Source organism: Frankia nepalensis (genome assembly GCF_016786325.1).
GTDB lineage: Bacteria > Actinomycetota > Actinomycetes > Frankiales > Frankiaceae > Pseudofrankia > Pseudofrankia nepalensis.
Window position 1 is genome coordinate 71,401 of record NZ_JADWYU010000083.1, and the last position, 24,907, is coordinate 96,307.

At 73.0% G+C, this 24,907-nt stretch carries 21 protein-coding genes and 1 tRNA gene; 10 read left to right on the forward strand and 12 right to left on the reverse strand.

Annotation, left to right across the window (positions count from 1 at the left end; all coding sequences use genetic code 11):
* A partial coding sequence (locus I6A81_RS04080) for a hypothetical protein (protein ID WP_203010102.1) occupies positions 1–703 on the forward strand: 703 nt, incomplete at its 5' end.
* A 398-nt stretch (positions 704–1,101) separates the two neighbouring features.
* On the opposite strand, the gene I6A81_RS04085 is transcribed toward I6A81_RS04080, so the two are convergent.
* Positions 1,102–1,359 (reverse strand): hypothetical protein, encoded by a 258-nt coding sequence (locus tag I6A81_RS04085; RefSeq protein WP_238428822.1) that lies wholly within the window; start codon positions 1,357–1,359, stop codon positions 1,102–1,104.
* Positions 1,360–2,044: 685 nt separating this feature from the next.
* On the opposite strand from I6A81_RS04085, the gene I6A81_RS04090 reads away from it, so the two are divergent.
* The 5 genes from I6A81_RS04090 to I6A81_RS04110 all read left to right on the forward strand — a co-directional run bounded on the left by I6A81_RS04090 (position 2,045) and on the right by I6A81_RS04110 (position 7,727).
* On the forward strand, positions 2,045–2,593 hold the full coding sequence (locus I6A81_RS04090) for a DUF4232 domain-containing protein (protein ID WP_203002324.1): 549 nt from the start codon (positions 2,045–2,047) through the stop codon (positions 2,591–2,593).
* A gap of 313 nt (positions 2,594–2,906) precedes the next feature.
* Complete coding sequence (locus I6A81_RS04095; RefSeq protein WP_203002323.1) at positions 2,907–4,139, forward strand: toxic anion resistance protein; 1,233 nt, start codon at positions 2,907–2,909, stop codon at positions 4,137–4,139.
* Between the two features lie 97 nt (positions 4,140–4,236).
* On the forward strand, positions 4,237–4,764 hold the full coding sequence (locus I6A81_RS04100) for a hypothetical protein (RefSeq protein ID WP_203002322.1): 528 nt from the start codon (positions 4,237–4,239) through the stop codon (positions 4,762–4,764).
* A 67-nt stretch (positions 4,765–4,831) separates the two neighbouring features.
* Positions 4,832–6,565, forward strand: coding sequence for a TerD family protein (locus I6A81_RS04105; RefSeq protein WP_203010103.1), 1,734 nt, complete (start codon positions 4,832–4,834; stop codon positions 6,563–6,565).
* Positions 6,566–6,668: 103 nt separating this feature from the next.
* Positions 6,669–7,727 carry a TIGR03617 family F420-dependent LLM class oxidoreductase gene (locus tag I6A81_RS04110; RefSeq protein WP_203002320.1) on the forward strand — a complete coding sequence of 353 codons (1,059 nt, stop codon included), beginning with the start codon at positions 6,669–6,671 and terminating at the stop codon, positions 7,725–7,727.
* A 37-nt stretch (positions 7,728–7,764) separates the two neighbouring features.
* Here I6A81_RS04110 and I6A81_RS04115 read toward each other — a convergent pair whose 3' ends face one another.
* The 8 genes from I6A81_RS04115 to I6A81_RS04150 form a co-directional block, all read right to left on the reverse strand.
* The gene (locus I6A81_RS04115) at positions 7,765–8,712 is read right to left on the reverse strand and encodes a TerB family tellurite resistance protein (protein WP_307874462.1); all 948 of its coding nucleotides are present in this window, start codon (positions 8,710–8,712) and stop codon (positions 7,765–7,767) included.
* Positions 8,713–8,835: 123 nt separating this feature from the next.
* A complete protein-coding gene (locus tag I6A81_RS04120; protein ID WP_203001801.1) occupies positions 8,836–9,282 on the reverse strand; it encodes an NUDIX domain-containing protein in 447 nt (148 codons plus the stop codon).
* Between the two features lie 44 nt (positions 9,283–9,326).
* Positions 9,327–10,403, reverse strand: coding sequence for a thioesterase domain-containing protein (locus I6A81_RS04125; protein WP_238428614.1), 1,077 nt, complete (start codon positions 10,401–10,403; stop codon positions 9,327–9,329).
* A complete protein-coding gene (locus I6A81_RS04130; protein ID WP_203001800.1) occupies positions 10,385–11,059 on the reverse strand; it encodes a hypothetical protein in 675 nt (224 codons plus the stop codon). The genes I6A81_RS04125 and I6A81_RS04130 overlap by 19 nt, the downstream gene beginning before the upstream one ends.
* Positions 11,060–11,191: 132 nt before the next feature.
* Positions 11,192–11,812, reverse strand: a complete 621-nt coding sequence (locus I6A81_RS04135) for a GTP-binding protein (protein ID WP_203001799.1) — start codon at positions 11,810–11,812, stop codon at positions 11,192–11,194.
* A complete protein-coding gene (locus tag I6A81_RS04140) occupies positions 11,793–12,170 on the reverse strand; it encodes a DUF742 domain-containing protein (RefSeq protein ID WP_203001798.1) in 378 nt (125 codons plus the stop codon). The genes I6A81_RS04135 and I6A81_RS04140 overlap by 20 nt, the downstream gene beginning before the upstream one ends.
* A 9-nt stretch (positions 12,171–12,179) precedes the next feature.
* The gene (locus I6A81_RS04145) at positions 12,180–12,572 is read right to left on the reverse strand and encodes a roadblock/LC7 domain-containing protein (protein ID WP_203001797.1); all 393 of its coding nucleotides are present in this window, start codon (positions 12,570–12,572) and stop codon (positions 12,180–12,182) included.
* On the reverse strand, positions 12,556–15,228 hold the full coding sequence (locus I6A81_RS04150) for a sensor histidine kinase (protein ID WP_203010104.1): 2,673 nt from the start codon (positions 15,226–15,228) through the stop codon (positions 12,556–12,558). The genes I6A81_RS04145 and I6A81_RS04150 overlap by 17 nt, the downstream gene beginning before the upstream one ends.
* An 871-nt stretch (positions 15,229–16,099) precedes the next feature.
* Between I6A81_RS04150 and I6A81_RS04155 the strand changes: the two genes are divergently transcribed.
* Positions 16,100–17,122 carry a response regulator transcription factor gene (locus I6A81_RS04155; protein ID WP_203001795.1) on the forward strand — a complete coding sequence of 341 codons (1,023 nt, stop codon included), beginning with the start codon at positions 16,100–16,102 and terminating at the stop codon, positions 17,120–17,122.
* Positions 17,123–17,442: 320 nt separating this feature from the next.
* Here I6A81_RS04155 and I6A81_RS04160 read toward each other — a convergent pair whose 3' ends face one another.
* The 3 genes from I6A81_RS04160 to I6A81_RS04170 all read right to left on the reverse strand — a co-directional run bounded on the left by I6A81_RS04160 (position 17,443) and on the right by I6A81_RS04170 (position 20,165).
* Positions 17,443–18,387 carry an intradiol ring-cleavage dioxygenase gene (locus I6A81_RS04160; protein ID WP_203001794.1) on the reverse strand — a complete coding sequence of 315 codons (945 nt, stop codon included), beginning with the start codon at positions 18,385–18,387 and terminating at the stop codon, positions 17,443–17,445.
* Between the two features lie 465 nt (positions 18,388–18,852).
* Positions 18,853–18,925: transfer RNA gene (locus I6A81_RS04165), tRNA-Arg, on the reverse strand.
* A 364-nt stretch (positions 18,926–19,289) separates the two neighbouring features.
* The gene (locus tag I6A81_RS04170; protein ID WP_203001793.1) at positions 19,290–20,165 is read right to left on the reverse strand and encodes an aldo/keto reductase; all 876 of its coding nucleotides are present in this window, start codon (positions 20,163–20,165) and stop codon (positions 19,290–19,292) included.
* A 246-nt stretch (positions 20,166–20,411) separates the two neighbouring features.
* Between I6A81_RS04170 and ssb the strand changes: the two genes are divergently transcribed.
* From ssb to I6A81_RS04185, 3 genes are all read left to right on the forward strand, one after another.
* Entirely contained in the window at positions 20,412–21,251 is an 840-nt protein-coding gene (gene ssb, locus I6A81_RS04175) for a single-stranded DNA-binding protein (RefSeq protein ID WP_238438133.1), read from the forward strand.
* An 82-nt stretch (positions 21,252–21,333) separates the two neighbouring features.
* Positions 21,334–23,529, forward strand: a complete 2,196-nt coding sequence (locus tag I6A81_RS04180) for a glycosyl transferase (RefSeq protein ID WP_307874463.1) — start codon at positions 21,334–21,336, stop codon at positions 23,527–23,529.
* On the forward strand, positions 23,526–24,173 hold the full coding sequence (locus I6A81_RS04185) for a GNAT family N-acetyltransferase (RefSeq protein WP_203001791.1): 648 nt from the start codon (positions 23,526–23,528) through the stop codon (positions 24,171–24,173). Before I6A81_RS04180 ends, I6A81_RS04185 begins: the two co-directional genes overlap by 4 nt.
* Positions 24,174–24,907: the final 734 nt, after the last annotated feature.

Genomic DNA, 24,907 nt, shown 5'->3' on the forward strand with positions numbered 1-24,907 from the left:
CGACAGACCGATCATCCGCATAACGGTCACCTACATACCGGTCACCGACATACCTGTCGCCCGCCGCCTCACCACCGACATACCGATCACCCACATACCTATCGTCGGCATACCGATCATCCACATACCGGTCACCGGCATACCTGCCGTCCGCCGCCTCACCACCGGCATACCTATCACCCGCATACCTATCGCCCACATACCCACCATCGACAGACCGATCATCCGCATAACGGTCACCTACATACCGGTCACCGACATACCTGTCGCCCGCCGCCTCACCACCGGCATACCGATCATCCACATACCTATCGTCGGCATACCGATCGTCCACGCGCCCACCATCGACAGACCGATCACCCGCATACCGGCTGTCCGCAGACCTATCATCAACATACCGATCATCTACATAACGGTCACCGGCATACCTGCCGTCCGCCGCCTCACCGCCAACGTGCCGGTCGGCCGCATACCCATCACCGACATACCTGTGGTCCGTAGGCTCACCGCCAACATGCCGGTCAGCCGCATACCCGTCACCGGAGTCGTGCCCGAGATTGACCCCGGCAATGTCCGGCTGCTGGGTTATGATGTTGATACTCGGTACCAGCGTGAACAGGATCGGCATGAAGCTGCCCGCGACCTGTGGTTCCGCGCTAGCGGCGATAAACGCGTTGTTCGAGTCGGGAGAAGCGACCGGTGAGTTGATGGGAGAAAATTCCCTCCTGCCGACCTCGACTATGGCTAGTGTGGTCCGATCGGGAAGCAGCTCCGCCCACTCCCCGGGCAGTTCCGCCTGCCCGTCCCACCCCTGCGCGCCGACGTCACTCATTTTCCATCTCCCAGCTCGATGCCTCCATGACTACCGTCAGTGAGGAGGCTAGTCGCGCCAGGAAGCGGTTCAGAGTATTTCCGTGGGCGTGTCGCGGCCGCCGGAAGAAATTTCAGCTCCATTCAGAACGCGGTCAGGACACGAAGATTCCGACCGGCCAAAGGAATGCCGGGAAAGCAGCCGCAGGCGGCGGGGAAAGCGGCTCGCACGGGCTGGCCGACGGGCGGGGACGCCCGCGCCCACCGCGCCTTCCGCCCGCCCGGCCCTCACTACTGAGCGATGAAGGACTGGCTGTTGATGATGGACTGGATGACCGAGCCGTTGCCGTTGATGGTCTGCGTCTCCGAGGTGTTCACGACGGCGGCGTTCTCGGCGCCCGGCGAGTTGACCGGGTAGTTGATCGGCGCGAAAGTCTGCCGGTCATACTCCCAGATCGCCAGTGTCATGCGTTCGGGCAGCAGTTCGACCTGCTCCGCCGCCAGCTCGGCGATATCCATTCCCGGGCGGGCTGTTCCCATCAGATCCATTCCCACACCATCCCCACTGCTCGCTCAAGCTGCTTTCTCCCGGACGGCACCCGCGATGACGTATCCCAGGGCTCCGGCTGGCGGCTTGCGACGGTTCGTGACGCATGAATATCCGGCCGGTGGCGAGGGCTTCACCGTTGAGGAGTGGGTCAGCCCGGGGCCTGACCATCACCACCCGCGGCGTCCAGCCGGTACGTCTGAACCCTAGGACCGCCCATGACGGACCGCAATGCGATGTTGACAGTCGCGCTATCGAGGGTCCCGCCGCGGAGCAGGCGCCGGCCGGCCACGCCCGGTATGCGAGCACCGTCCCGATCAGCGTGACGGCGGCCGTCATGGTCCAGCCGACCGGCCGAAGTGGCCTACCGCCGACGAACTCGCCGATCTCTGGCGTCTGGACGACCACGACCAGACAGCCGCGGCCACGGGCAGAACGCCATGGAGGCACCCGGCCGTCGTCAGTGGCAGTCCTCGCGGTCACGGCCGGCCAGCAAGGAGGTTGCGCCGACCATCTGGATCAGGTGGGCGAGGGCCAGCTCGGGTAGTCACTTTCCGTGTTCGACGATCACAGAGGGTGGGAAGGAGTGGGCCCAGGCGGGCTCAGGGGTCGAGCCGCGCCACTCCACGCGATCCCGGGACGTGGCCGCTCACCAGGCGGCACGCCCGGCGCAAAGGGGGGAACCCGGTGCGAAGGATCAGCCAGACCATCCTGACGGCGGCACTTTCCGTCGGCGCGGTGTGCGGTAGCGCGGCCGGTGCGTCGGCCGGCGGCCCGACCGGGCCGGCCGCCACGTCGCCGGACTCGAAACACCTGCCCGCGGCGTGCCTCTCGCTCGCGCTCCGCCCGAGCATCGTCGGCTCCGAGGGCGCCGCGGGCAGCGTCTACGTGACGGTCGGCTACAAGAACGTCGGCTTCCGCTCGTGCACCGTCAATGGATTCCCGTCGGTCGCGTTCGCCAACCGGTTCGGTCTGCGGATCGGCGCGCCGGCCGTGCACCAGAGCGGGCAGGCCAAGCCGGTCGTGCTCGCGCCCGGCAAGACGGCGACGTTCCTCGTCCGGCAGGTCCAGGCCGGCATCCAGGAAGGCTGCCTCGAGCCGAGTTCCCACGTGCGCGCGTACGGCCTGCGGATCATCCCGCCTGGCGGCGGGCTGCCGCGGATCCTGCCCTACGGCGCCGAGGCCTGCCTGCGACCCTCGGTCCAGCAGCTCAGCGTCGGACCGGTCACCAGCTGATCTGACCCACCGGTCCTTCGGCCCGGGATGCGTCGCCCTTGGCGACCTCCCGGGCCGTTGGGCGTGGTCGGACGGGCGATCTGGCGGGTTCGCGCTGGATGTGCCCGACACGTCGGCCGCTCGGCCGCCCGGCCGCCCGTGGCGCGCGGAGGCGCTCGCCGCGCCGCCGGTGCGAGTTGTCCAAACACGTCCGCTGTGTCCCCTGCCTGACTGCTGAATGCGGCGGATCGTCAGACAAGCCGGCGTAGGGTCGAAATCGCTGGTCGCCTTGGATGACCTCGATAGACGGGGCACGAGCGCGGAAAGGACCGACATGTCGGATTCGCTGAATCTGGGCGGGCCGCTGGCTCCGCCCGCCGTGGCGACCGTCAAGCCCCCGGCGGTGGGCACGCTCGAACTCACGCCGCCGGCGCCGGTCCCCGTCATCCCGGATGACCAGGTCGACAGCATGGTCCCGATCGACGAGGCAACCCGCGCCCAGCTACGAACCCGCGCCGCCGCCTTCGCCGACGACCTCGCCGCGCAGGACCCGCGCAGCCCCGCGTTCCAGGAGAAGATCAACGACATCACCCGGATGGGTGAACGGGAGATCGTCGCCAGCGCCCGGGTGTCGAACCGGATGCTCGAGCGCCCGGCCGCCGCGATGCGCTCCAGCCGGGGCCGGGGCGGTCCCGCCGGCGACGCCCAGACGCGGGTCGCGGGCACGCTCGTCGAGCTGCGCCGCACCGTGACCGACCTCGACCCGGGCCGCGCCGACCTGAAGGGCGCCCGCAAGCTGCTCGGCGTGGTGCCGTTCGGCAACAAGATCGCCAGCTACTTCCAGCGCTACCAGTCGGCGCAGAAGCAGCTCGACGCCATCATCACGGCGCTGGGCTCCGGCCAGGACGAGCTGCGCAAGGACAACGCGGCCATCGAGCAGGAGAAGGCGAACCTGTGGGCCGCCATGGGCAAGCTCACCGAGTACGCGACCCTCGCGAAGGCCCTCGACGGCGCGGTCACCGCGAAGGTCGAGCAGCTGCGGTACACGAGCCCGGCCGCCGCGGACGCGCTCACCTCCGACGCGCTGTTCCCCATCCGCCAGCGCGAGCAGGACCTGCTGACCCAGCTCGCGGTCAGCGTGCAGGGCTATCTCGCGCTCGACCTGGTGCGCAAGAACAACCTCGAGCTCATCAAGGGCGTCGACCGGGCGCAGACGACGACCGTCGCCGCGCTGCGCACCGCGGTGGTCGTCGCGCAGGCACTGGCGAACCAGAAGCTGGTGCTCGACCAGATCAACGCGCTGAACGCCACGACCAACAACATGATCGTGCAGACCAGCGAGCTCCTGCGCCAGCAGTCCGGCCAGATCCAGGCGCAGGCCTCGGCGAGCACCGTCAGCGTCGAGGCGCTGCAGACCGCGTTCGACAACATCTTCGCGACGATGGACGAGATCGACTCCTACCGGGTCAAGGCGGTGGACAGCATGGCCTCGACGGTCGCCGCGCTGGAGACCCAGGTGGGAAGGTCGAAGGCGTACCTGGAGCGCGCCCGCGCGAACGAGCGCTGACCGGTCGGCTCGCCGGCCCGTCGGGCCAGGGCAGCCGGCGACGCGCGAGCGCGGGCCGGCCCGCGTGGGATCGGGAGCGTGACGGACAGGAGGGGTCGTGATCCGGCGACGGCGATCGGGGTCCGCGGGCGCCGTCGACGCCGCGGACGGAGCGGGCGCGGCTGGTGACGGGCGAAGGCGGGAGGACACCGAGACCAGCCGCGAGGTGCGGCGGCTGTGGTGGGCGCTCGCCGGGGTCGTCGGCGAGGCCAACGCGGAGGGCGCGCGGCTCCCTCCGGGAGCGGTGCCGACGGTGCGCGACGTCGACGACGTGCTGCGCCCCCTGCTGGAGCACCTCGAGATCCACCCGCCGAACGGCGAGGAACTGCGCGGCCTGATCGCGATCATCGACGACTATCTTCCCCAGGCGCTACGGGACTACCTGGCGCTGCCGGCGCGCTACGCCGAGCGGCCCGGCCCGACCGGCACCTCGCCGGCCGACGACCTGGTCCGTCAGCTGGTGCTCCTCGACGAGGGGGCGAACGAGCTGGCCGATCTCGTGTACACCGGCGATGCCGCCAGGCTCGCGGTCCAGGCCCGCTTCCTGGACGCCAAGTTCCGACGTTCCGACCTCGACCTGGAATGAACCGGACAGCCGACGACCAGCGGATGGCGACCATCGTGACCCTCGCGAGTGCCTCGAGCGGCGCCCCATGACCGTCCTCCTGCCGAAGGGCGGCAACGTGCTGCTCTCCGCCGCCAGCCCCGGCCTCGAGCGGGTCCAGGTGGACCTGGGCTGGCGGGACCGGCCCGGCGACCGCGCGCCCGCCCTCGAGCTGGACGGCCTGGTCGTCGTCGAGCGGGCCGGCGGCGACGGGGCGGAACCGGCCGCCGAGCTGCTGCTCGCGCATCAGGCGCCCAACCCGGCGGAGAGCCCGCGGCCGCCGGCGGCCACCCACGAGGGCGCGGAACTGGCGACGCTGGTGGTCACCCTCGCCGCCATACCGGCCGAGGTGAGCCGGCTGCAGCTGGGCGCGGTCATCGTCGACGCGGCGGGCCGCCGGCAGACGTTCCGTTCGGTGCGAGGGGCCTTCATCCGGGTGTCGAACCCGGCCGGCGACGTGGAGATCGCCCACTACGACGTGGAGCCGGAAACCGGGCAGGAGACGGCGCTGCTGTTCGGCGAGCTGTACCGCCATCCCTCCGGCTGGAAGTTCCGGGCCGTCGGGCAGGGCTTCACCACCGGGCTCGCCGGCTTCGCCGACCCCCGCCACCACCAGGTCATGGCCGCGCGCCCCGCCGACGTCGCCGGCTTTCTCACCCGTACCTCCCCCACCCGCTCGCGGCGCAGGGTCACCGACCACCTGCACCCGCCGCCCGCGCCCGCGGCGATGGCCGCGCCGAACCAGCCGGCCGCCGCCTCCGGCCCGCCGCTCGCGCACCGCCCGTCCACGGCACCGCCGAGGCCGGCTGATCACGGCCCGCGTGACGCGGCACGAGCACCGGCGCCGCCGGTCCGGCCGGCCCCACCGGTCTCGTCGACGCCGGCTCGACCCGCCGCCCGCTCGCCGCTCGACCTGAGCGGCGAGCCCGGGCCGCCCGCGCCTTTGCCACCGAGGTCGCCGACTCCGTCGCCGTCACCCGCCGCCGAGCCGGCGCGGCGCTCGCCTCTGGACCTCGGCGGCGACGGGAGCGCGAAGGCCGCCGCGCGGGCGCCGGGGACACCGGCCGGGCGGTCACCACTCGACCTCGGCGGCGACAGGCCGGCACCGACCCCGGCGGGAGCCGCCCGCCCGGGCGGCGCCGTGGTCTTCGGGGAGCAGTCGTCGCGGCACCGGCAGCGCCTGGAACACGTCACGGCGCTCGACGACGACCACCCGGCGACCGCCTGGACAGCCGAGAAACGCGGCTCGGGGTCACTGACCGTCACTTTGCGCTGGACCCAGCTGACCAACCGGAGCGGGCTGCCGCGTCCGAGCGACATCCAGCTGGGCTGCTTCTGGCAGGCGTTCGACGGGGCCGCCGGCGTCCTGCAGACGCTCGGCGGCGCCACCAGCGCGCCCGGTCCCGGCGCCGGCCGGCAGGTGCTGGCGCTGGCCCCGAGGGACGAACGAGACGGCCAGACGATGTTCGTCGACCTGCGCGCGCTGCCGACGTTCAAGCGGTTCTTCGTCTTCGCCTACGGCCTGCACGGCGCCCCGGCGTGGACGGCGCTGCGGCCGGTCCTCACCGTCAGCGCGCGCACCGGGGAGACCCTCACGATCCGGCTCGACGACGCCTCGCCGACCACGCGGACCTGCGTCGTCGCGTCGTTCCACCTCGCCCAGGACGACCTGGTCATCCGCCGGGAGCACGACTGCCTCGACGGTCCACAGGCCGAGGCCGCCGCCCGCTACGGCTGGGCGCTCGACTGGAACCCGGACGGGATGACCGTCGCCGACCGGTGAGCGACGGGCCCGCGCGCGGTTTGGGTGCGTCTGCGCCGGAACATTGCCAACATTGCTCCCGACCAGGTCGAGCTGGTCGCGGGCAGGGGCGCGGAGGTGGCGGGTGAAGGTCGACGGCACGCTGGGCGGGCTGGAGACGGCGGCGGGCCAGGCACGCGATGCCGAGGCGGCCGGCTACGACGGCGTGTGGACCGGCGAGGTCAGCTCCGACCCGTTCCTGCCGCTGGCGGTCGCGACGCCGGCCACCTCCCGGATCGCGCTGGGGACGTCGATCGCGGTCGCGCTGTCCCGCTCCCCCATGTCGCTGGCGTACACGGCGAACGACCTGCAGCGGTTCTCCGGCGGCCGGTTCTCGCTCGGGCTGGGCTCGCAGGTCAAGGCGCACATCACCCGCCGGTTCTCGATGCCGTGGGGCCGGCCGGCGGCGCAGATGCGGGAGTTCGTCCTGGCGATGCGGGCCGCCTGGTCGTGCTGGGCCGAGGGTTCGCCGCTCGCCTTCGAGGGCGAGTACTACCAGCACACGCTGATGCCACCGGCGTTCGTGCCGGCCGCGCACCCGTTCGGCCCGCCGCGGGTGCTGCTCGCCGGGGTCGGCGACGTGATGACCCGGGTGGCCGGCGAGGTCGCCGACGGCTTCTTCTGCCACTGGTTCACCACCCCGCGCTGGATCCGCGAGCACACCATCCCGGCGCTGGCCGAGGGCCGCCGACGCGCCGGCGCCACCCTGGACGGCTTCGACATCGTGGTCGGCGGCTTCGTCGCCACCGGCACGGAGGAGGAGATCACCACCGGGCTGGCCCGCATGCGCTCGCAGATCGCCTTCTACGCCTCGACCCCCGCCTACCGGGCGGTGTTGGAGCTACACGGCTGGGGCGAACTCGGCATCGAGCTGACCATGTTGTCGAAGCAGAACCGCTGGGCCGAGATGGCCGCGCTCATCGACGAGGATGTCGTCGACGCCTTCGGCATCGTCGCGGATCCCGCGGACGTGCCCGCCCGCGTCGGCGAACGCTATGGCCACCTGGCCACCCGGCTCACCTTCAATCCACCCGCCTCCTTCACCCCGGAGCAGGTCCAGGAGACGATCGCCGCCATCCAGGCGCTCCCCGGGACGGACCCGGCCGCGCTCACCGCCGCCGTCCCCGCCAGCGGGGTGGCCTAGAGCCGCGGGCCGCGCGTGCCCGCCGCGCAGGCGACGATCACAGGGCCTGGGCGGGGTCGAGGCCGAGCGCCCCCGCCGCCTCGACCAGGACGGCCTGCTCCACCGGCGGGAAGGCCCCGTCGATGCGGCCGATCACCTCGCCGAGCCGCAGCACGGCTGTCGCCTCGGTGGTCCGCCCGCGCAGCTTCGCGAGGTCGGCGAGGATCTCGCGCCTGGCCGCGTCGGCGTCGGTCGCGAGCGCCGCCACATGCGCCTCGAACAGCTGCTCCAGCTCGTCGGCCGGGAAGTTGGTCATGACGGGATCGGTCGCCAGGAAGGCCCGCAGCCCGTCTCGTTCCGCCGGGTCGATCCGGCCGTCGGCGGCGGCCACCAGCGCGCAGACCGCCACGGCCGCGTCCCGGAACCGCCGGCCCTTCAGCTGGTCGCGGCGGGCGGCGAGCTGGGCGCGCAACGACGCGACCGGGGGCCGGGAGCCCGACCAGGCCGCGACGGCCGCGGCCGGGGCGAGCCGCCGCCACAGCGGGTGGGGCTCGGCGAGCCAGCGCCGCGTCGCCCAGGCGACCGGCAACGGCGCGAGCCGGGTGACAACCAGTTCGTCGACGCTCACGGCGCCGACCTCACGATCCCGCCAGGAGGACGGCACCTCGACGCCGTCCGGCCAGTCGGTCGCGAACAGCAGCGTCAGGACATGCCGCCCGCCCGGTGTCCCCCGCTCCCAGGACTCGCCGGACGGGTCGACGGCTGGGCTGGCCCCCTCGTCGGCGGCGTCGCCGGTGTGCTCGACGGCGCCGGCTACGGCCCCGCGCCCCGCCGGGGGCCCGGCGCGCGCGCCCAGTGGCCGGCCGCGCGCGCGCGGGGCGCCCTCGGCGGCCCCGACCGGGCCGCCCGGCAGCGTGTACCAGGCCTCGGCGGAACGCCGCGTCAGCAGCACCGCCTCGCCCGTCCGCGCGATCAGTCGAACGTCCAGCTGGATGGCGGGTGGCACGGCCGTCGGTTCCTCTCGGTCGTCGGACTGTTCGGGCGTCGAAGCTGTTCGGGCGTCGAGCCTGGGCGGTCGTCGAGCCCGGTCGGTCGTCGACGCTGTCGGCCGAGGCCGCCGGGAGTCGCGTCAGCCGGCGGGCAGGGTGGTCTGCCAGCCCGATCGGTGCTCCTCGACCCAGCGGAAGATCAGGTCGGTCAGCGCCGCCGGGCGCAGCTCGAGGTCGGTCACGTCGTCGAGCGCGATCGAGGTGATCCGAATGTTGGGGTCGTGGCTCAGGATCTGAGCCGCCCAGGGGAGAGGGGCGGCGAAGACCGTGTTCAGCTCATGGACGACGACGCCGTCCTCGGCGTATGTGTGCTCGGTGCAGCCGACGAAGGCGACGTCGTCGACGTCAAGACCGGCCTCCCGGTCGATCTCGCGGCGCAGCGCGTCCTCGACGGTCTCACCCGGCCGGACCTGGCCACCGGGCAGGAAATACCAGCTTCGTCCGCGCCGGCTCGCGAGCAGGACCCGGTCGCCATAGACGAGCAGGAGCCGAGCGCTGATCTCGGTGCGGGCGGGAGACGGGGCCATGACGCTCCACGGGGAAGACCGATACCGGGTGATCCCCGCCCATGCTAGTGCCAGCCGAGCGTGTCCCCGCCTGTGCCACCGGCGCGACCGCCCAGGGGCGGCGGTGGCGCAGGCGGGGGCGTGGTCGGAGGCACGGGCGGGGGCCCGGACGGCCGCGCTGGCGGCGGCACGGACGGCCACACGGACGGCGGCGCGGACGGCGGGTTGGAGAAGCCCCAGGCTCCCGGCGCCGGCGGGACGGCGCCTGGCTGGCCGGAGCGGTGCCCGGCGGCGCCGGGTGCCGGGGGGCCGCCGGGGGCGGGAAGGTATCTCTGAAGGGTCGCCACGACGTCCCAGAGGTGGGGATCCGCGAACAGGCTGAGCCGGTCGGTCGCGAGGACGTGGGTGCGCAGGTCCCCGAGGCGAACCTGCTCCCAGCCGAGGGCCGGGGTCGTGTGCAGGGCGAGCCGCGACGGCAGGCCCCAGGGATTGGACCAGTCGCGGGCGCGGATCAGCGTCACGGGCAGGTCGGACGGCTGGGGCTGGTAGGTGGCGTAGGCACGCAGCGCGGCGGTGTAGACGTCGACGGCGGCGAGGATGTGGTCCTCGTGGTGGGCTGGGTCCGTGGAGCCCAGCGCCCGGGCGATGCGGGTGCCCTGCGTGCTGAGCGGGACGGAGTGGTCGACGCCGCAGCGGCAGGTGCCCTGCCAGCCGCAGGCCAGGTGGCGCATTCTCGCCAGCTCGCGGATCGCGAGCACCGAGTCGGCGGGTGGCGGCGGCTGGCCGGGCAGGGGCAAAGCGGTGTCGAGGAGGAGGACCCGGCCCACGGGCTGGTTGAGGTTGCGCAGCAGGCGGCCCAGCTCGTAGGCGAGGATGCCGCCGAAGGCGTAGCCGGCGAGCTGGTAGGGGCCGCCCCCTGGCTGGGCGAGCAGCACGGCCGGCAGGAGATGGGCGACCATGGCGCGCACGTCGTCCAGGGGCGGGCGTTCGCCGTCCCGGCCGGGAAGGTCCAGGCCGCGGATGGCGATCGAGAGGCTGAGCGCGCCGGCGAGCGGCAACCCCGGATGAGGCGGGCCCTCCAGCCCGCCGACGAAGAACAGCGGGGCACCACGCGTGCCCCCGGTCAGCGGATCCCGGCCCATGCGAGCGCGACCCGGCCGGCGGTGGCGAGCAGCGGGCGGCGCAGGAGCCCGTCCAGTTCGGGGTAGGCGGTCTCCTTCCCGACGGCGTGCCGGGCCGCGGCCAGGAACGCCCGCGCGGCCGATAGCCACTCGTCCATCGGGACCTCGTCCTCGCCCTGGTCGTCCAGCAGCATGGCGATCGCGACCCGCTGGTCGATGAGATGGGCGAGCGTGGCCGCCGTGTGCGGTGGCATCCGGGCCACGATGGCGGGCTGGAGCGCGCCGCCGGCCGGGTCCTCGACCCGGATCAGCCGTTCCCGGTCGACGGCCACCTCCAGCTCGACGACGGGACCGATCTGATGCCCGGGGCGGGCATGCAGCAGGGAGCAGTAGCGTAGGTCGTCGAGCTCGGGGTAGGCGTCGATGGGGACGGCCTGGCGCGCCGCGCGCAGCAGCCGGCGGGCCGCGGGCTCCCAGCCGGTGGTGGCGCGGTCCAGAAGCCCGCGGATCCCGGCCCACTGGTCGACGACATGGGCGAGCCCGGCCGCGGTGTACGCCGGCATCCGCAGGACGACCGCGGGCGCCGGACGTCCGGCCGGCTTGGTGAGGCTGATCGGGCAATGCCTGTCGATGGACAGCTCGAGCTCGACCTCGACCAGCCGCAGGACCTCGACCATGGCTCAGCCACCCCGTGGCGCGCGCCGGACAGGCGCGGTGGTCACCGCGCCGGGCCGGCGGCCGGCTGGGAGCGGGCGGCGCCGCGGCGGGGTCAAGGCCGGGCCGGCGCCTGGATGAGACCGCGGCATGGGTCAGGTCCTTGTCGGCAGCGCGCTGCGCGCGGCACGGGCCTCTTCGGCGAGGGTCGCCTCCAGGGCATGCCGGACCAGCTCGATGAGCGAGGCGCGCGTGGACTGCTGGCTGCGGGCGTCGCAGCTGAGCACGGGATGCTCGATGTCGAGCGCCTTGCGCACGTCGCCGATCGGATGGATGAGGGCGCCCTCGAAGTGGTTGACGGCGACCACGAACGGCACCCGTCGGTCCTCGAAGAAGTCGATCGCGGCGAAGCTGTCGGCGAGCCGGCGGGTGTCGGCAAGCACGACGGCGCCGACCGCGCCCATCGTCAACTCATCCCACATGAACCAGAACCTGTCCTGGCCCGGGGTGCCGAACAGGTAGAGGACGACGTCCTGCTCGGGCAGCGTGATCCGGCCGAAGTCCATCGCCACCGTGGTGGTGGTCTTTCCGGCGATCTTGCTGGTGTCGTCGACGCCGACGGACGCAACGGTCATGTGCGCCTCGGTGGTCAGCGGCGGGATCTCGCTGACCGAACCGACGAACGTCGTCTTCCCGACCCCGAACCCACCCGCGATGATGATTTTCAGGGGGGTTGTGGTGGGCTCGGAGTCTGGACTAGAGCCGCTGAAGGCCATCGAGCACCTTTCGAAGCAGTTCGGAATCGGGTCGCCAGTCGGGGCGCTCGGGGCGGTGCACCACGACGAGGCCGTCGCGGGCCATGTCCGCGACCAGCACCTGGGCGACCCCGAGAGGCAGGTCGAGGTGCGCCGAGATCTCCGCCACCGACTGCAGGTGACGGCACAGGAAAGCGATCTCGCGCTGCTCAGGGGGCATCGCGGGGCTGCGTGCCGTGGACAGGCCTCGGCTCGTCGTGGCCACGAGCGCGACCAGTTCCAGCGCGGCGCTGGGCCGAGTCCGCCCGCCGGTGACCGCGTACGGCCGCACGACCGGGCCTGCCTCCTCCTCAGGCAGCTCGTCGTATCCCCGGGACACCGCGCACCCCTACACGTGTGCGCGCATCGGCGGGGTGAGGACCTGCCCGGCCCGGGTCACCAGTCGCGCCATCTCGAACGCGATCATCCCGGGGTCCGCGGACGCGGCGGCGGCGACCGCCAGGCAGGAGCCCTCGCCGATCGCGGAGACGAACAGGAACCCGCCGTCCATCTCGACGATGGTCTGGCGGACCTCGCCACCGTCGAGATAGCGCGACGCGCCGAGCGCGAGCGAACGGAACCCGGACGCGACGGCGGCGATGTGGTCCCCGCCCTCCCGGGTCAGCGCCGACGAGCGGGCCAGCTGCAGGCCGTCCGAGGACAGCGCGACCGCCCACCGGACGTCGGAGATCCGGCGCTCCAGGTCGTTGAGCAGGAAGTCGAGATTACCAGTGGGTGGCATCGCTGATCCTTTCGTGGTCGTTCGCCGAAGGCAGGCCCTGCTGGAAGCCGGCACGGAAGGAGGTCACCAGGCGTCGGGCCTTCTCCGGGTCCGGCCCGGAGCCGGCCCCGCCGGGGGCGGGGGCCCGACGGCCGCCGCGCAACTCGGCCGAGAGGTTCTCGCCACGGCGCCGGTTAGGCAGATGACCTAGCGGCGGCTCGGCCGGCATGGACCGGGCCGGCGGAGCCGGCGGGACCGGCATGGACCGGGCCGGCGGAGCCGGCGGGACCGGCAGTGCCGGCGGGGACGCCGGAACCGGCGGGGACGCCGAGATCGGCGCGGCCGGCGGGAAGGCCGGGACCGGCGGGGACGCCGAGGCCGCCGGGGCAGCCGGTGCGGGCGCGGGCATGGGGATGGTCGGCGGGGGCGCGGGCGGGGGCGTGGGGTCGAACGCCCAGTCGGCGGCCATCGCGTCGAACACCGGCTGGCCGGCCTCCGTCGGCCCCGACGGGCCGGGCCTGGTCCGGCCGGAGCCGGAATCCCGCTCGTCGCTGGTCGACCACTGCCCCGACGGACGGCTGAAGAAGCTGGCCCGGACCGACTCCACGTCACCGGTCAGCGCGCCGGGCTGCCTGACCGACAGGCCGTTGTCGGTCACCAGGCTCAGCGGCGCGACGGCTGGCGCCGAAGGCTCGTCGTAGCCGGCGCCGACCATGTCCAGCCGGTCGACGGGACTGATCCTGGCCAGCGCGGCCCGGATCGGGTCGTCGCCGCCCACCACCCCGACCGGCCCGGCGATCTCGATGTCGGCCAGCACCTCCGACGGCAGCAGCGCGATCGCGGTCACGCCGCCGTAGGGGTTGCGGGCCAGCTGAACGGTGATCCCGTGCCGGGCCGCGAGGTTCGCGACGACCCACAGGCCGAGCTTGTCGCCCTCGGCCTGGGGGTTGAACGGCGGCGGGTCGGCCAGCCGGGCGTTGAGCTCGGCCATCGTCGGCGCGGAGATCCCGATCCCGCGGTCCTCGACCTCGACCGCGACCCCTGTCCCGACCCGGCTCGCCGTCACGCTCACCGGGGTGTTGTCCGGGGACATCTGGCAGGCGTTCTCGATCAGCTCGGCGAGCAGGTGGATCACGTCGCCGACGACCGGGCCGACGAGGCGGTCCTCGACGCTGGTCGACGTCTCCACCCGGGTGTAGGACTCGACCTCGGCGGCCGCGGCCCGCATCGTGTCGATCACCTTGACCGGCGCGCGGAACACCCGGGACGGCCGCCCGCCGGACAGCGCGATCTGGCCCTCCACCTCGCGGCGCATCCTGGTCGCCAGGTGGTCGAGGCGGAACAGCCGCTCCAGCATGTCCGGGTCCTGCTGGTCCCGCTCCAGGTCGGTGATCAGCTTGAGCTGGCGGTGGATCAGCGTCTGGCTGCGGCGCGCCAGGTTGCGCATCGACGCCGACACCGAGTGCTGCGCCGCGACCTCGGTCGCGGACTGCACGGCGGCGGCGTACACGTCGCGCAGCGCCTGGGCGACGTCGCCGATCTCGTCCGCCTGCTGCAGGCCGTCGCCCACGCCCAGGTCGTCCTCGACGGCACGGCGGTCCTGGATCGCCGCGGTCACGGCGGGCAGCCGCTGCTCGGCGATCTCGAGCGCGTCCTCCCGCAGAGCGCGCAGTTGCCGGGCCAGCCGTCGCGCGATCACGACCGACACCGCGACCGTCAGCGCCATGACCACCACCGCCAGCACGCCCGCGAGCCACGCCCGCGTGCTGGCCGCCGACGCCAGGTCGCTGCTCGTCGTGGCGAGGTCCTCGGTGATCCGGTCCTCGACCGCGTGCAGCTTGTCGATCTTGGCTCGGACCGCCGGGGCCCACTGGTCAGCGGTGACGTCGACGGGCGCGCCGGTCTGGGCCTGGGTCAGCGCCCGGTTCATCAGCTCGTCCACCAGGCCGAGGGTCGGCCCGGCGACCTGGTCGTAGAGCGCGCGCTGGTCGTCGGTCGCGGCCACCTGGAACTGGCTGAACCAGGCGGCCTCGGCACCGTCGGCGGAGCGGATCGCGCCGAAGTTCTCCGGGATGATCTGCTTCAGGATCAGCAGGACGCTGACGGAGCCGTACTGCTGGGCGGTCTGCTCGGTGACGTTGCTGATCGCGGTCAGCGCGGCGACGGTGCGCACGACCTCCCGGTCGCTGGTGCCGACGCCGGACTGCGCCGCGACGACGCTCAGCCAGGAGCGGACGATGCCGTTGAACTGGTCGGTCGCCCCGCCCGGCTGCAGGCCGCGCTCGTCGACCTGCTTGCGGATCTCGGGCAGGGTCTGGGTCATCTGCTGCTCGGCGGCGACGACCGCGTCGTTCAGCCGCGGGTCGTCCGGCAGGCCCGCCGCGACGGCCTGCAACTCGGCGAACGCCTTGTCCACCACGGGACGCGACGCCGCGGTCTCAGCCTCGAGCGCGTTGTAGCGCGACCCGATGAACGACAAGGTCGCGTACCGCTCCTGCGCCAGTGCGCGCACCACGGAGTTGACCTTGATCGTCAGCTGGGCGGCGGTCTGGCTACGGGTCGCGGCGCGGGCCGCGTCCACCTGTTGGGACACCAGCAGGGCGGCAAGCCCAGCGAGCGCCAGCAGGGGCACGACAAGCGCCGCGGCGAGCCGGTAGCGCACCGGCCAACGCTCCATCTCTCACTCCCATCACCAGCAAAAGCCGCAAAACGGGCATGGCTGCGCCGAGGCCAGGCCTGGGTGATGGTTACCCAAGCCCACGGCAGGGATGGATGACGGAGCCGTGGTAGCCAACGCCCCCGCGCGGAGGGGTATCGCGGGGGCGCCGGACCCACTGGCCTCGGCGCGGTGCTGACCGTAACCGGATACGGAGCGGTGTGAACAGGTCACCGTAGTGGCCACTATTCGCCAACTTTGCGTCACGTGTCCTTACCTGGCCACGGCCGCCCGGGCCCGGGCGGTGATCGGGCCCGCCTCGGGTAGCCTGCCGGCGGCCATCGCCCGGCACGCCGCGCAAGCCCGGCCGGCGCGTCGGCGAGCGCGTCGCCGCCTACCGCGCCAGCCCGGTCCCGACGGGCCCGCGCCCCCGTCGTGCCCAGCTCACGGGCTCCGCTCACGGGCTCCGGAACCGCCCGCTTCCCGGGCGCCGACCCGCCCCACGCCGCCGGTGATCGGGCGGTCGGCGGACGGCCGATCACTTTCGCGCAACCACCCAAGTCGGGCAAAATATGACCACGCCGGGCGGCCAGGTGCCGACCTTGCGTGACAGAAAACCCGACCGTCCTCGCGCACCGTCTCCGACCTGATCACGCTTTCTCCACCGGTGTCCGCGCACGCGTCCCCGGATCTGGCGCGTGAGAGACACCATGTCCTGACTACGCCATTCCGTGCCGTAGCCATCGCAAGGAGCCACAGATTCGGATACCGTCCGCCTTCGCGATATTCGATGACAGGTAGCGACGTGGCTACCAGCCAACCCCTGGCCCCGGTGCCTCGACGGCGCGCCACCTAGGCACTCACCCAGCCACGACCGCACGAAGAGCAGAAGTTGAGCGACCTGGACCTGGGCTTCCTCGGACTCAGCCCCTTCGGCCTGACCTGTCACGAGCAACTGGCCCTGCATCCCTACAGCTCCGCCGAGTCCCTCGCGGAGCTCCTTGGCGCGCCGCTCGACGAGGTGGCCGCCGAACTGGCGGAGCAGGCCGAGCGGGGCCAGGCACGCCAGGTCGGTGGCAGCTGGATCGCCCAGGACCTCGCCGCCTGGCTAGACGCCCGCCACGCCCGCCAGCACGCCGAACACGCCCAGGCCGCCGCCGAACGCGCCCGTCAACGCTCCGCCCTCCTGCGCAGCCACATCCCCGCCGTCTATCGCCAGGGCACCCGCAAGCTCGTCATCGCGGGTGGCACGGAGACCATCAACCATGGCGACGTCGCCCTGCGCATCGTCGAGCTCGTCGAACACGCCACCATCAGCCTGCGCGTCATGCTCACCGACCTCGCCGGCTTCGACCACAACCCCAGGTCAGACCACAACAACCCCGTCGTCGAGGCGATGATCCGGGCGGCCCTCCGCGGTGTCCGCCTCAGCTCCGTCTGGACCCCCGAGTGCATCGACGCCGCCCGCAGCGGCCCCACCCGCCGCCTGCCACCTCTGGGCTGGCTGCGGTCCAACCCCGACGTGCCCTACCGGGCGATCCTCGCCGACGACGAGACCGTCCTCGTCCAACGCGACCCGGACGACATCACTCGCGGTGCCCTGGTCCTCACCCACCAGCCCACCGTCGCCCTCTACGCCAACCTCATCGACAGCCTCTACGCCGGTGCCCAGCATCTCGTTCCGCCCGATCCGGCCGACGCCTCCGAAGCCCGGATCCGCCAGCGCGACAGCCAGATCGTCACCCTGATCGCCAAGGGCGCCACCAACGAGATGATCGGCCACCAGCTGCACTGCTCGACCCGCACCGCCCAGCGCATCGTCAGCAGGCTCATGGACAAGTACGAGGCCCGCAGCCGCGCCGAACTCGTCTCCAAGGCCGCCGATCTCCTTCCCCCGACCCTGACAGCCTCCTGACCAGCCGGAACGCCGCTCCCGGGCCCCGCTGAAACGACGACGGCGGCCCGCCCCGGAACGCGGCCGGCGCCGGATCGGCGCCGTTGCTGAAGTGCCCGGATTTTGAACGTAGTTATTGATCCGGAGCGGCTCCGCCGGGTGTGAGACCGGCCTCGCCCGAGGCGCGCCCAGGGCCATCGAGGCCCTGGAGACGGGTCCGCCGCCCGCTCGCCACGAGGTCCCACGGAGATCGAGAACCTCGTCCTGGCCGTCACGTCACGTCACGTCGGTGGCACCGACCGGACCACCCCCGCCGGCCGGCCAGCGCCGACCCGCTCGGGTCAGCCTGGCTGGCCGCCCGGCGGCCGGCCACCGGGCGCGCCGCCGCCCGCGCCGCCGCCCGCCGCCGTGGTGGTGTCGACCCCCACGGCGAGGGCGACGGTATACCCGTCGCCAACGCCGCCGGACACCGTGGCGAGCTGGCTGGCGCCGCCGTCGTCCCCGAAGACGTTGTCGCCGGCAAGGCTGACCCGGGAAAGGTTCCGCGTGGACGCCTCGTAGCCGGGCTGCGCGTAGACCTGGTCGCAGACGTCCTTCGGCAGCGCGACCTGGGACGTCGCGATGGCCTTGGTGGCGTCGGTGATGCTGGCCTGGTCGGGATAGACCTCGAAGTGGATGTGCGGCCAGCGCCCGCTGTAACACGCCGGGAAGACGCTGGTGAAACGCACCGCGCCGGCCGCGTCCGCGATCTGGACGCCGCGGAGGTAGTTCTGGTCGGTGACACCCGCCGAATACATCGAGTAGCGGCCCTCCCGGTCGCAGTGCCACACGTAGACGGCGGCCCCCGCGAACGCGCCGCCGCCGGCGAGGTCGGTGACGGTCAGCTCCAGCACCATCGGGACACCCTCGGCGGTGCCGGTCGCCGTCCCGAAGCTGGACCGGATGTCGCCGCGCACGACCCCGCTCTGCTCCAGCACGTCCGGGCCATTGGACCCGTCACCCGGGTACGGGCCGGCCGTCTCCTCGGGGATCTCCCCGGACACGTCACTCGCCGCCGAGGACACCGCCGAGCTGGCTGACGCGCCCGACGGCGCCGAGGAACCGGACCCGCACGCCGACAGGCCGGCCGTCGCCGCGCCCAGGCCCACGAGCGCCAGGATCCGTCGCCTGCTCAGCAGGGTGCCGACATCGAAACCCAGCCCCTGATCGACGATCTCCTCCGCCGGCCGGGCGAGAGGACGTCCCTCATAGGACGAGACCCCATCCTGCCGCTGGTGCTTTGCCATACGTCCTCCTCCGCCGACCGGCTGCCTGGGTCCCTCACAGGGTCGCGGGGCTGGCTTTGCTCCCGCTGTCCGTTTCCTGTGTTCAGCCTGTGCGCTTCGGGTCCGCGTCGGCGGCCGCCGGCGCGGGTGGCGCGGGTGGCGCGGCCGCTCACGGCGGCCCGTCAGGCCGTGGGCGGCACTTCGCCCACGAGCTTCTCGCCCCGGGCGCGCAGGCGGGCCCGCGGTCGCTGGCCGTGGATCCTGCCGGGGTGGCTCGACCGCCGAACAGCGCGCGCATCCGAGGACTGCTGGCCTCTGGGGGCTGCCGGCTTCCTTGAACGCGGCAGGGGCCCGAGCGGGCATTCAGACCGGCCCGCGGCGCGATCTTCGAAGGTTGACACGGGAGGAAAGCAACCGGCTGCCTGAGCGTCGCGCTACGGCCAACCTTGATCAGAAAGATGGCCAAGCGCTGGGAGGCAGGGTTTGTGCGCCCGGCAGGGATCGAACCTGCGACCTGGTGCTTAGAAGGCACTCGCTCTATCCGCTGAGCTACGGGCGCTCGTGTTCCATTGTGCGGCCTCGTGTTGGTCGCGCAGTGGGACTGAACGGCCCGCGTCGTCGACAGCATGGCATGACGGGTCGCTGAAGGCGGCCGATGCCGGCTGTCGACGGGCGAGAAGGTCGGGTAGAGACGGTTCCGGCACCCCTCGCGCGGGCCACGCCGATGATGCCCGTGCCAGGAGCCATTCGCCACAGGCTAAAAGTCCCTTCACGGCCCGAAGACTCGCGATCTGGGTCACTTGGTGCCCATCGGGCGACGATGACCGCTCGTGAGGATGGGCCGCCCGGTGAAGATGGCCGCTCGGCACCGGGCGTTCCGGGCGTCATCCCGCCCGGAATGCCCGGCACCGTCCGCCGGGGGCTCAGCCGGCGGCGGACTCGAGGGACTTGTACTCGTCGTCGGTCAGGGTGATGCCGGCGGCGGCGACGTTCTCCTCCAGGTGGGCGACCGACTTCGTGCCCGGGATCGGGAGCATCACCGGCGAGCGGCGCAGCAGCCAGGCGAGCGCCAGCTGGGCCGGCGTCGCGCCGTGGGCCGAGGCCACCGCGTCGAGCGGGCCGCCCGGACGGGCGAGCTTCCCGGTGGCCACCGGGAACCAGGGGATGAAGCCCAGCCCCTCCCGCTCGGAGTAGTCGAGCACGGCCTCGGAGGCACGGTCGGCCAGGTTGTACCGGTTCTGCACGCTGACGACGTCGACGAGCGTGCGGGCGTGCGCGAGCTCGTCGACGCTGACCTCGGACAGGCCGATGTGGCGGATCTTGCCTTCCTGCTGCAGCGCCTTCAACTCGCCGAGGGAGTCCTCGACCGGGGTCTTCGGGTCGATGCGGTGCAACTGGAGGAGATCGATGCGCTCCAGCTTCAGCCGGCGCAGCGACAGCTCCACCTCCTGGCGCAGATAGGCCGGGTGACCTACCGGGACCCACTGCGACGGCCCGGTCCGGACGAAGCCGGCCTTGGTCGCGATCACCAGGTCCTCGGGGTAGGGATGCAGCGCCTGGGCGATCAGCTCCTCGCTGACATACGGCCCGTACGAGTCGGCGGTGTCGATGAAGTTGACCCCCAGCTCGACGGAGCGCCGCAGCACCCTGACCGCCCCGTCCGGATCCTCCGGCGGCCCCCACACCCCGGGGCCGGTGATCTGCATGGCGCCGTAGCCGAGCCGGCGCACTGGAAGGTCACCGCCGAGCCGGAAAGTCCCGCTGGCGGCGGCATTCGGCGTCTGGGTCGCTGTCGACATGCGTATCCCCTCGTTCGTCATCAACATCCCGCCGGCCTCGTCCCGGCCAGCGGTCCAGACCGGCGCGCTACCGAGGTGCCGCCCGGTCATGTCACCCGTCGAGGTCCATCCACCGGCGCCCGCCACGGCCAAGCGGCGACGACACCGCCTCGTGTCACCGGGCCCCCGTCGCTGCCAACCCCGCCCCACCGACCGGTGTTCCCGTCCTAATAGATCATTTATGCTCTCGCGACCAGCCTGTGGACGATGCGCGGTCGTCCACAGCCGGCCGTCGCCGGCTTCCCGGCGCGACCGCCCGCGGCCAATCTGACGGCGCGGCCGGCGCTCGCCGGCCCGCCCGTCCGCGGAACCCCTGCCCCGGAGGCCAGCGTGCTGGACGCCACCCTGTACCTCGTCGGAAACCTCCTCGAGAACCCCAACCTGAAGGTGACTCCGACCGGGCTCTACGTCTGCTCGTTCCGGATCGTGTCGTCGGAGCGCCGCTACGACCGCAAGGAGAACAACTGGGTCGACGGCCCGCAGCTGTTCCTGGACGTGACCTGCTGGCGCAGGCTGGCCGAGCACGTCGCGGCCACCCTGAGCAAGGGCGACCGCGCGATCCTGATCGGCCGTCTGCGCCAGCGCGAGTTCGAGAACGCGCAGGGCGAGAAGCGCCGACGCTACGAGATCGAGGCCGTGGCGGTCGGGCCGGAGCTCGCCTGGCATCCGGCCCGGGTCCAGCGCGCGGTCCGGGGCGGTGGGACCGTCACGCGGCTGACCGAGCAGCCCGGCGCCGCTGACGGTTCCGCCGCCACACAGGTCGCCGCCGCGCAGATCGCCACCGCTCCGGTCGGCGGCGCAACCGTCGGCGGCGCGGCTGACGGCCCCGCGCGCGACGCCGGTGCCCGTGACGGCGTGGCGGCGGCCGAGCCCGACCCGTTCGGCGACTCGTCCGAGCCGTGGGTCGACGGCGAGCCGTTCCTAGAGCCCGGCGCCATCGACGAACTGACCGACGAGACCACGGCCGGCTGGAGCGGTGACGCCGACGGCCAGGGAGGCGACCGGCGCGTCGAGGGCTCGGTGACGCCTCTTGGCGAAACGCGATGAGCGGCGGGGGACGAACGGTATGTGACGAACGGTGCCGTACCTGCATCCGGAGCGTCCCAGCTCGGCGGATACGCTCACCCCGGTGACCAGGGCGCGAGGCGATCAGGACCGGCGGGCGGCGACCGTCGACGCTCCCGGGCAGTCCTCCGGTATCCCCACGGCCCGCCCGGACGACGATCCCGTCGACCGCCCCACCACCGACGCTCCGCCGCCCCGCGGCGGGAGGGCCGGGGGCGGCCTTGGCCGGCGGATCGCCGCGCGCGCGGCCGCCCGGCTGGCCGCGACCAGCCCGACAGGACGGTACGTGGCCGTGCTGGCGTTCGTCGCCGCCGTGGTCGCGCTGCTGGTCAAATACCTGCTGTTCCCGCATCTGTCGATCAACAACGACGAGGCGCTGTACCGGCTGCAGGCCCAGACCCTGGCCGCCGGCCGGCTGTTCCCCGTCGCCGGTGATCCGGCCGCGTCGTACGCGCCCTGGCTCGCCGTCCCCACCGACGGCCACTACGTCCTGAAGTACACGCCGTTCGTCCCGGCGCTGTTCGCGCTCAGCCTGCTGGTCACGGGCGGCTTCGGCGCCGGGCTCGCGTTGGTAGCCGCCGCGGCCGTCGTGACCACCTACCGGCTCGGGCTCGCGCTGTTCGCCGACCGGCGGGTCGCGGCGGTCGCGGCGACGCTGTTCACCACGTCGCCGTTGGTGGTGCTGCTCGACGGGATGCTGCTGGCCTACCTGCCGGTGCTGGTGCTGGCGCAGCTCGCGGTCCTCGGACTGCTGCGCGGCCTGGCCGCGGCACGCGGCGCTCCGTCCGAACGGCGCGGCTGGCGTGACCGACGGGGGTGGGCACTGGCCGGCGCCGGGCTCGCCGCCGGCACGGCGGTGGCGGTCCGGCCGTTCGACGTGCTGGTGCTGCTCGCGCCGCTGGCCTGCTGGGCGGTGTGGACCGCCCGCGGCGGGCGCGGCTGGCTGCTCGGGCGGGTCGGCCTCGGGCTCGTGCCACCGGCGGCACTGCTGCTCGCGTTCAACGCGGCGGCGACCGGCTCGCCGCTGCGGCTGCCGTTCGCCTACCTCGAGTCCGAGGACAAGATGGGGTTCGGGGTTCGCCGGCTCTACCCGACGGACCGGGCACACGACTTCGGCTTCCTCGACGGCCTCTCGGCGGTCGGCAACCACCTGTTCCTGCTGGGCGGGTGGGCCTGCGGCGGGGTGGTCATGCTCGGCTGCGCGGTCGCGGCGGTCGCGCGTCGGCGAGTCGGCGCGGCCGGGACCGCGCTGGGCGTCGGCGCGCTGCTGTTCCTCGCCGGCTATGTCGCCTTCTGGGGCGCGTGGAACGCGGCCTTCCTGTGGGGCGGGATCAAGTACATCGGGCCGTTCTACCTGCTGCCGGTGCTGGCGGTGCTCGTCCAGCTCGGCGCCCGCGGGCTGGTGGACCTGGCCGCGTGGCGGCCCCGGCTGGCCGGGGCCGCCGGGGCGGTCGCGGCCGGGCTGACCTGCCTCGTGCTGGCCTTCGCGATCCCGGCGAACGTGACGCTGACCCGTCACGACCGCGATCTGGACACGATCGTCGACGCGTTGCCAGGTGAGCCGCTGGTGTTCCTGTCGGTGGACCCCGAGTACCTCATGCACCCGACCTCACTGGCCGCGAACCCGCCGGAACTCGACGGCCGGGTCCGGTGGGCGGTCACCCGTGGCGGCGCCGCCGACCTGGCCGTCGTCGCCGACAACCCCGGCCGGCCCGCCTACCTGCTGCGGATCCCGCCCGCGTACAACCGGACACCCGACGCGCCGGCCGGGACCCGGCTGGAACGGCTGGCCGAGCACACCGGAGACGCCGTCACCCTGGACGTGGCCGTCGACCCGTCACCCGAACGGGCCATCTCGGCCCGGCTCGTCGTCACCGGTCCCACGGGCGACGTCTCGTACCCGATCGACCCCGACCGCCCGGTGACCGCCCGTCTGGTCATCGACGCCGACGGCGTGACGCTGGGTGCCCTCACCCGCCAGACCGGCCTCACCGGCAACCCGAAGGTCCTGCGCACGCGGACGCCGCCCGCCAGGGCAGGCAACCGGGTCGTCGCGCTGGCCGTCTACGTCACCCCGGCGGACACCGGCAAGGAGAAGTTCGTGGACCGCCAGCTCGCCCCGACCGTCGTCAACACCGACGGCACGGTAACGGTCCTCGCGTCGACCGGCCAGGTCGCCGCGACCCCCGGCCGCGAGCCCCCACCCCTGCATCTGGCCGCGCCCGGCAGCGCCCGCCCGGCCTCCGGGTCGCCGCCGTGACCCAGCCGGAGCCCACTCTCGGGCCGCTTCGACCGAGCTACCCGATCGAGACCGCCCGGCTGCTGCTGCGTCCAATCGACCCGGTCGGCGACGTCGACGGCCTGCACGCCTACCGGTCCCGGCCGGACGTCTGCCGCTACATCCCGCCGGAACCCGCGAGCCGCGAGCAGATCGCCGAACGGCTCACCAACCCGGACCTCGTCCGGTCGGAGCTGGAACACGAGGGGCAGATGCTCTCGCTCGCCGTCGTGCTCAAAGAGACGGGCGAGCTGATCGGTGACCTGGTCTTCTTCTGGCGCAGCGCCCAGCACCGCGGCGGCGAGATCGGCTACGTCCTGCATCCGGACCTCCACGGGAAGGGCTATGCCACGGAGGCGGCCCGGGCGCTGCTCGCGCTGGCGTTCGACGAGTTCGGGCTGCGCCGGGTGACCGCCCGCATCGACGCGGAGAACCACGCCTCGGCGGCCGTGCTCCGCAAGCTCGGCATGCGCCAGGAAGCGGTGCTGGTGGAGAACGAGTGGTTCAAGGGCCGGTGGAGCACCGAGATCGACTTCGCGATCCTCGAGCGGGAATGGCGCGCGCCGCGTACCCAGGACGGCGGCTCAGCCTCGAACGATTCCTCCCTGGGACGCGACCATCCATGATCCGGTCACTCCGCTGTGCCGGCGCCCAAGGGCTACCACCGACCCCGGCCATGCAAGATCCGCACGGCTGATGAACAGGTCAAGCGCCATTGGCGGATCTTGCCCGGCGGAGAGTCCGATGGTCGAGACAAGCCCGCCAGCACCCCGAAGGGATCACGCTAGCCCGGAGCCATGAGAGTCGGTCCTCGAGTCGGCGCCGCCAGGTCAACGGCGTAGACCACGGGGGAGGTGGAGCACAGGGAGCGTAAAGCGCCGCACACGCCACACGTCGCCCGCGTTCACGGCGTCGGCGCCGGTCGGGTGCGCGTCATCCGCCTCGACGTCCGCGACCTCACCACCGACGAGCCGCGAACCACCTCGCGCACGTGTTCCAGGACGTCCATCCACTCGACGGCACCGCCGAGGACGACATCCGCGCCGGCTCCGGCGAAGCCCGCCACGGACCACCGTCCGCCGCTCCTGCCGGGCCTGTGCGGCAGGGGCCGGCCACCGATCCTGACAGTTCCCCAGGTCGGTGACCAGCCACCGCCGGCCCCCCGTGCCGCGCCCCGAGGTTATCGGCCCAGTGCGCCGCCGCGGCCCTCCGCGCGGCCGCGGGGAGTCCTGGCTGTCCCGTCCCGTCCTGTTTCGCCCGCCGGGCTGGAAGAATCGCCCCGATCGATCCTGCCCGTGTTCGCCCTGGCGCGCACGGCGACCGGTCAGCGGGGGGACGAGGGCCGGGCAAGACCGTCAAG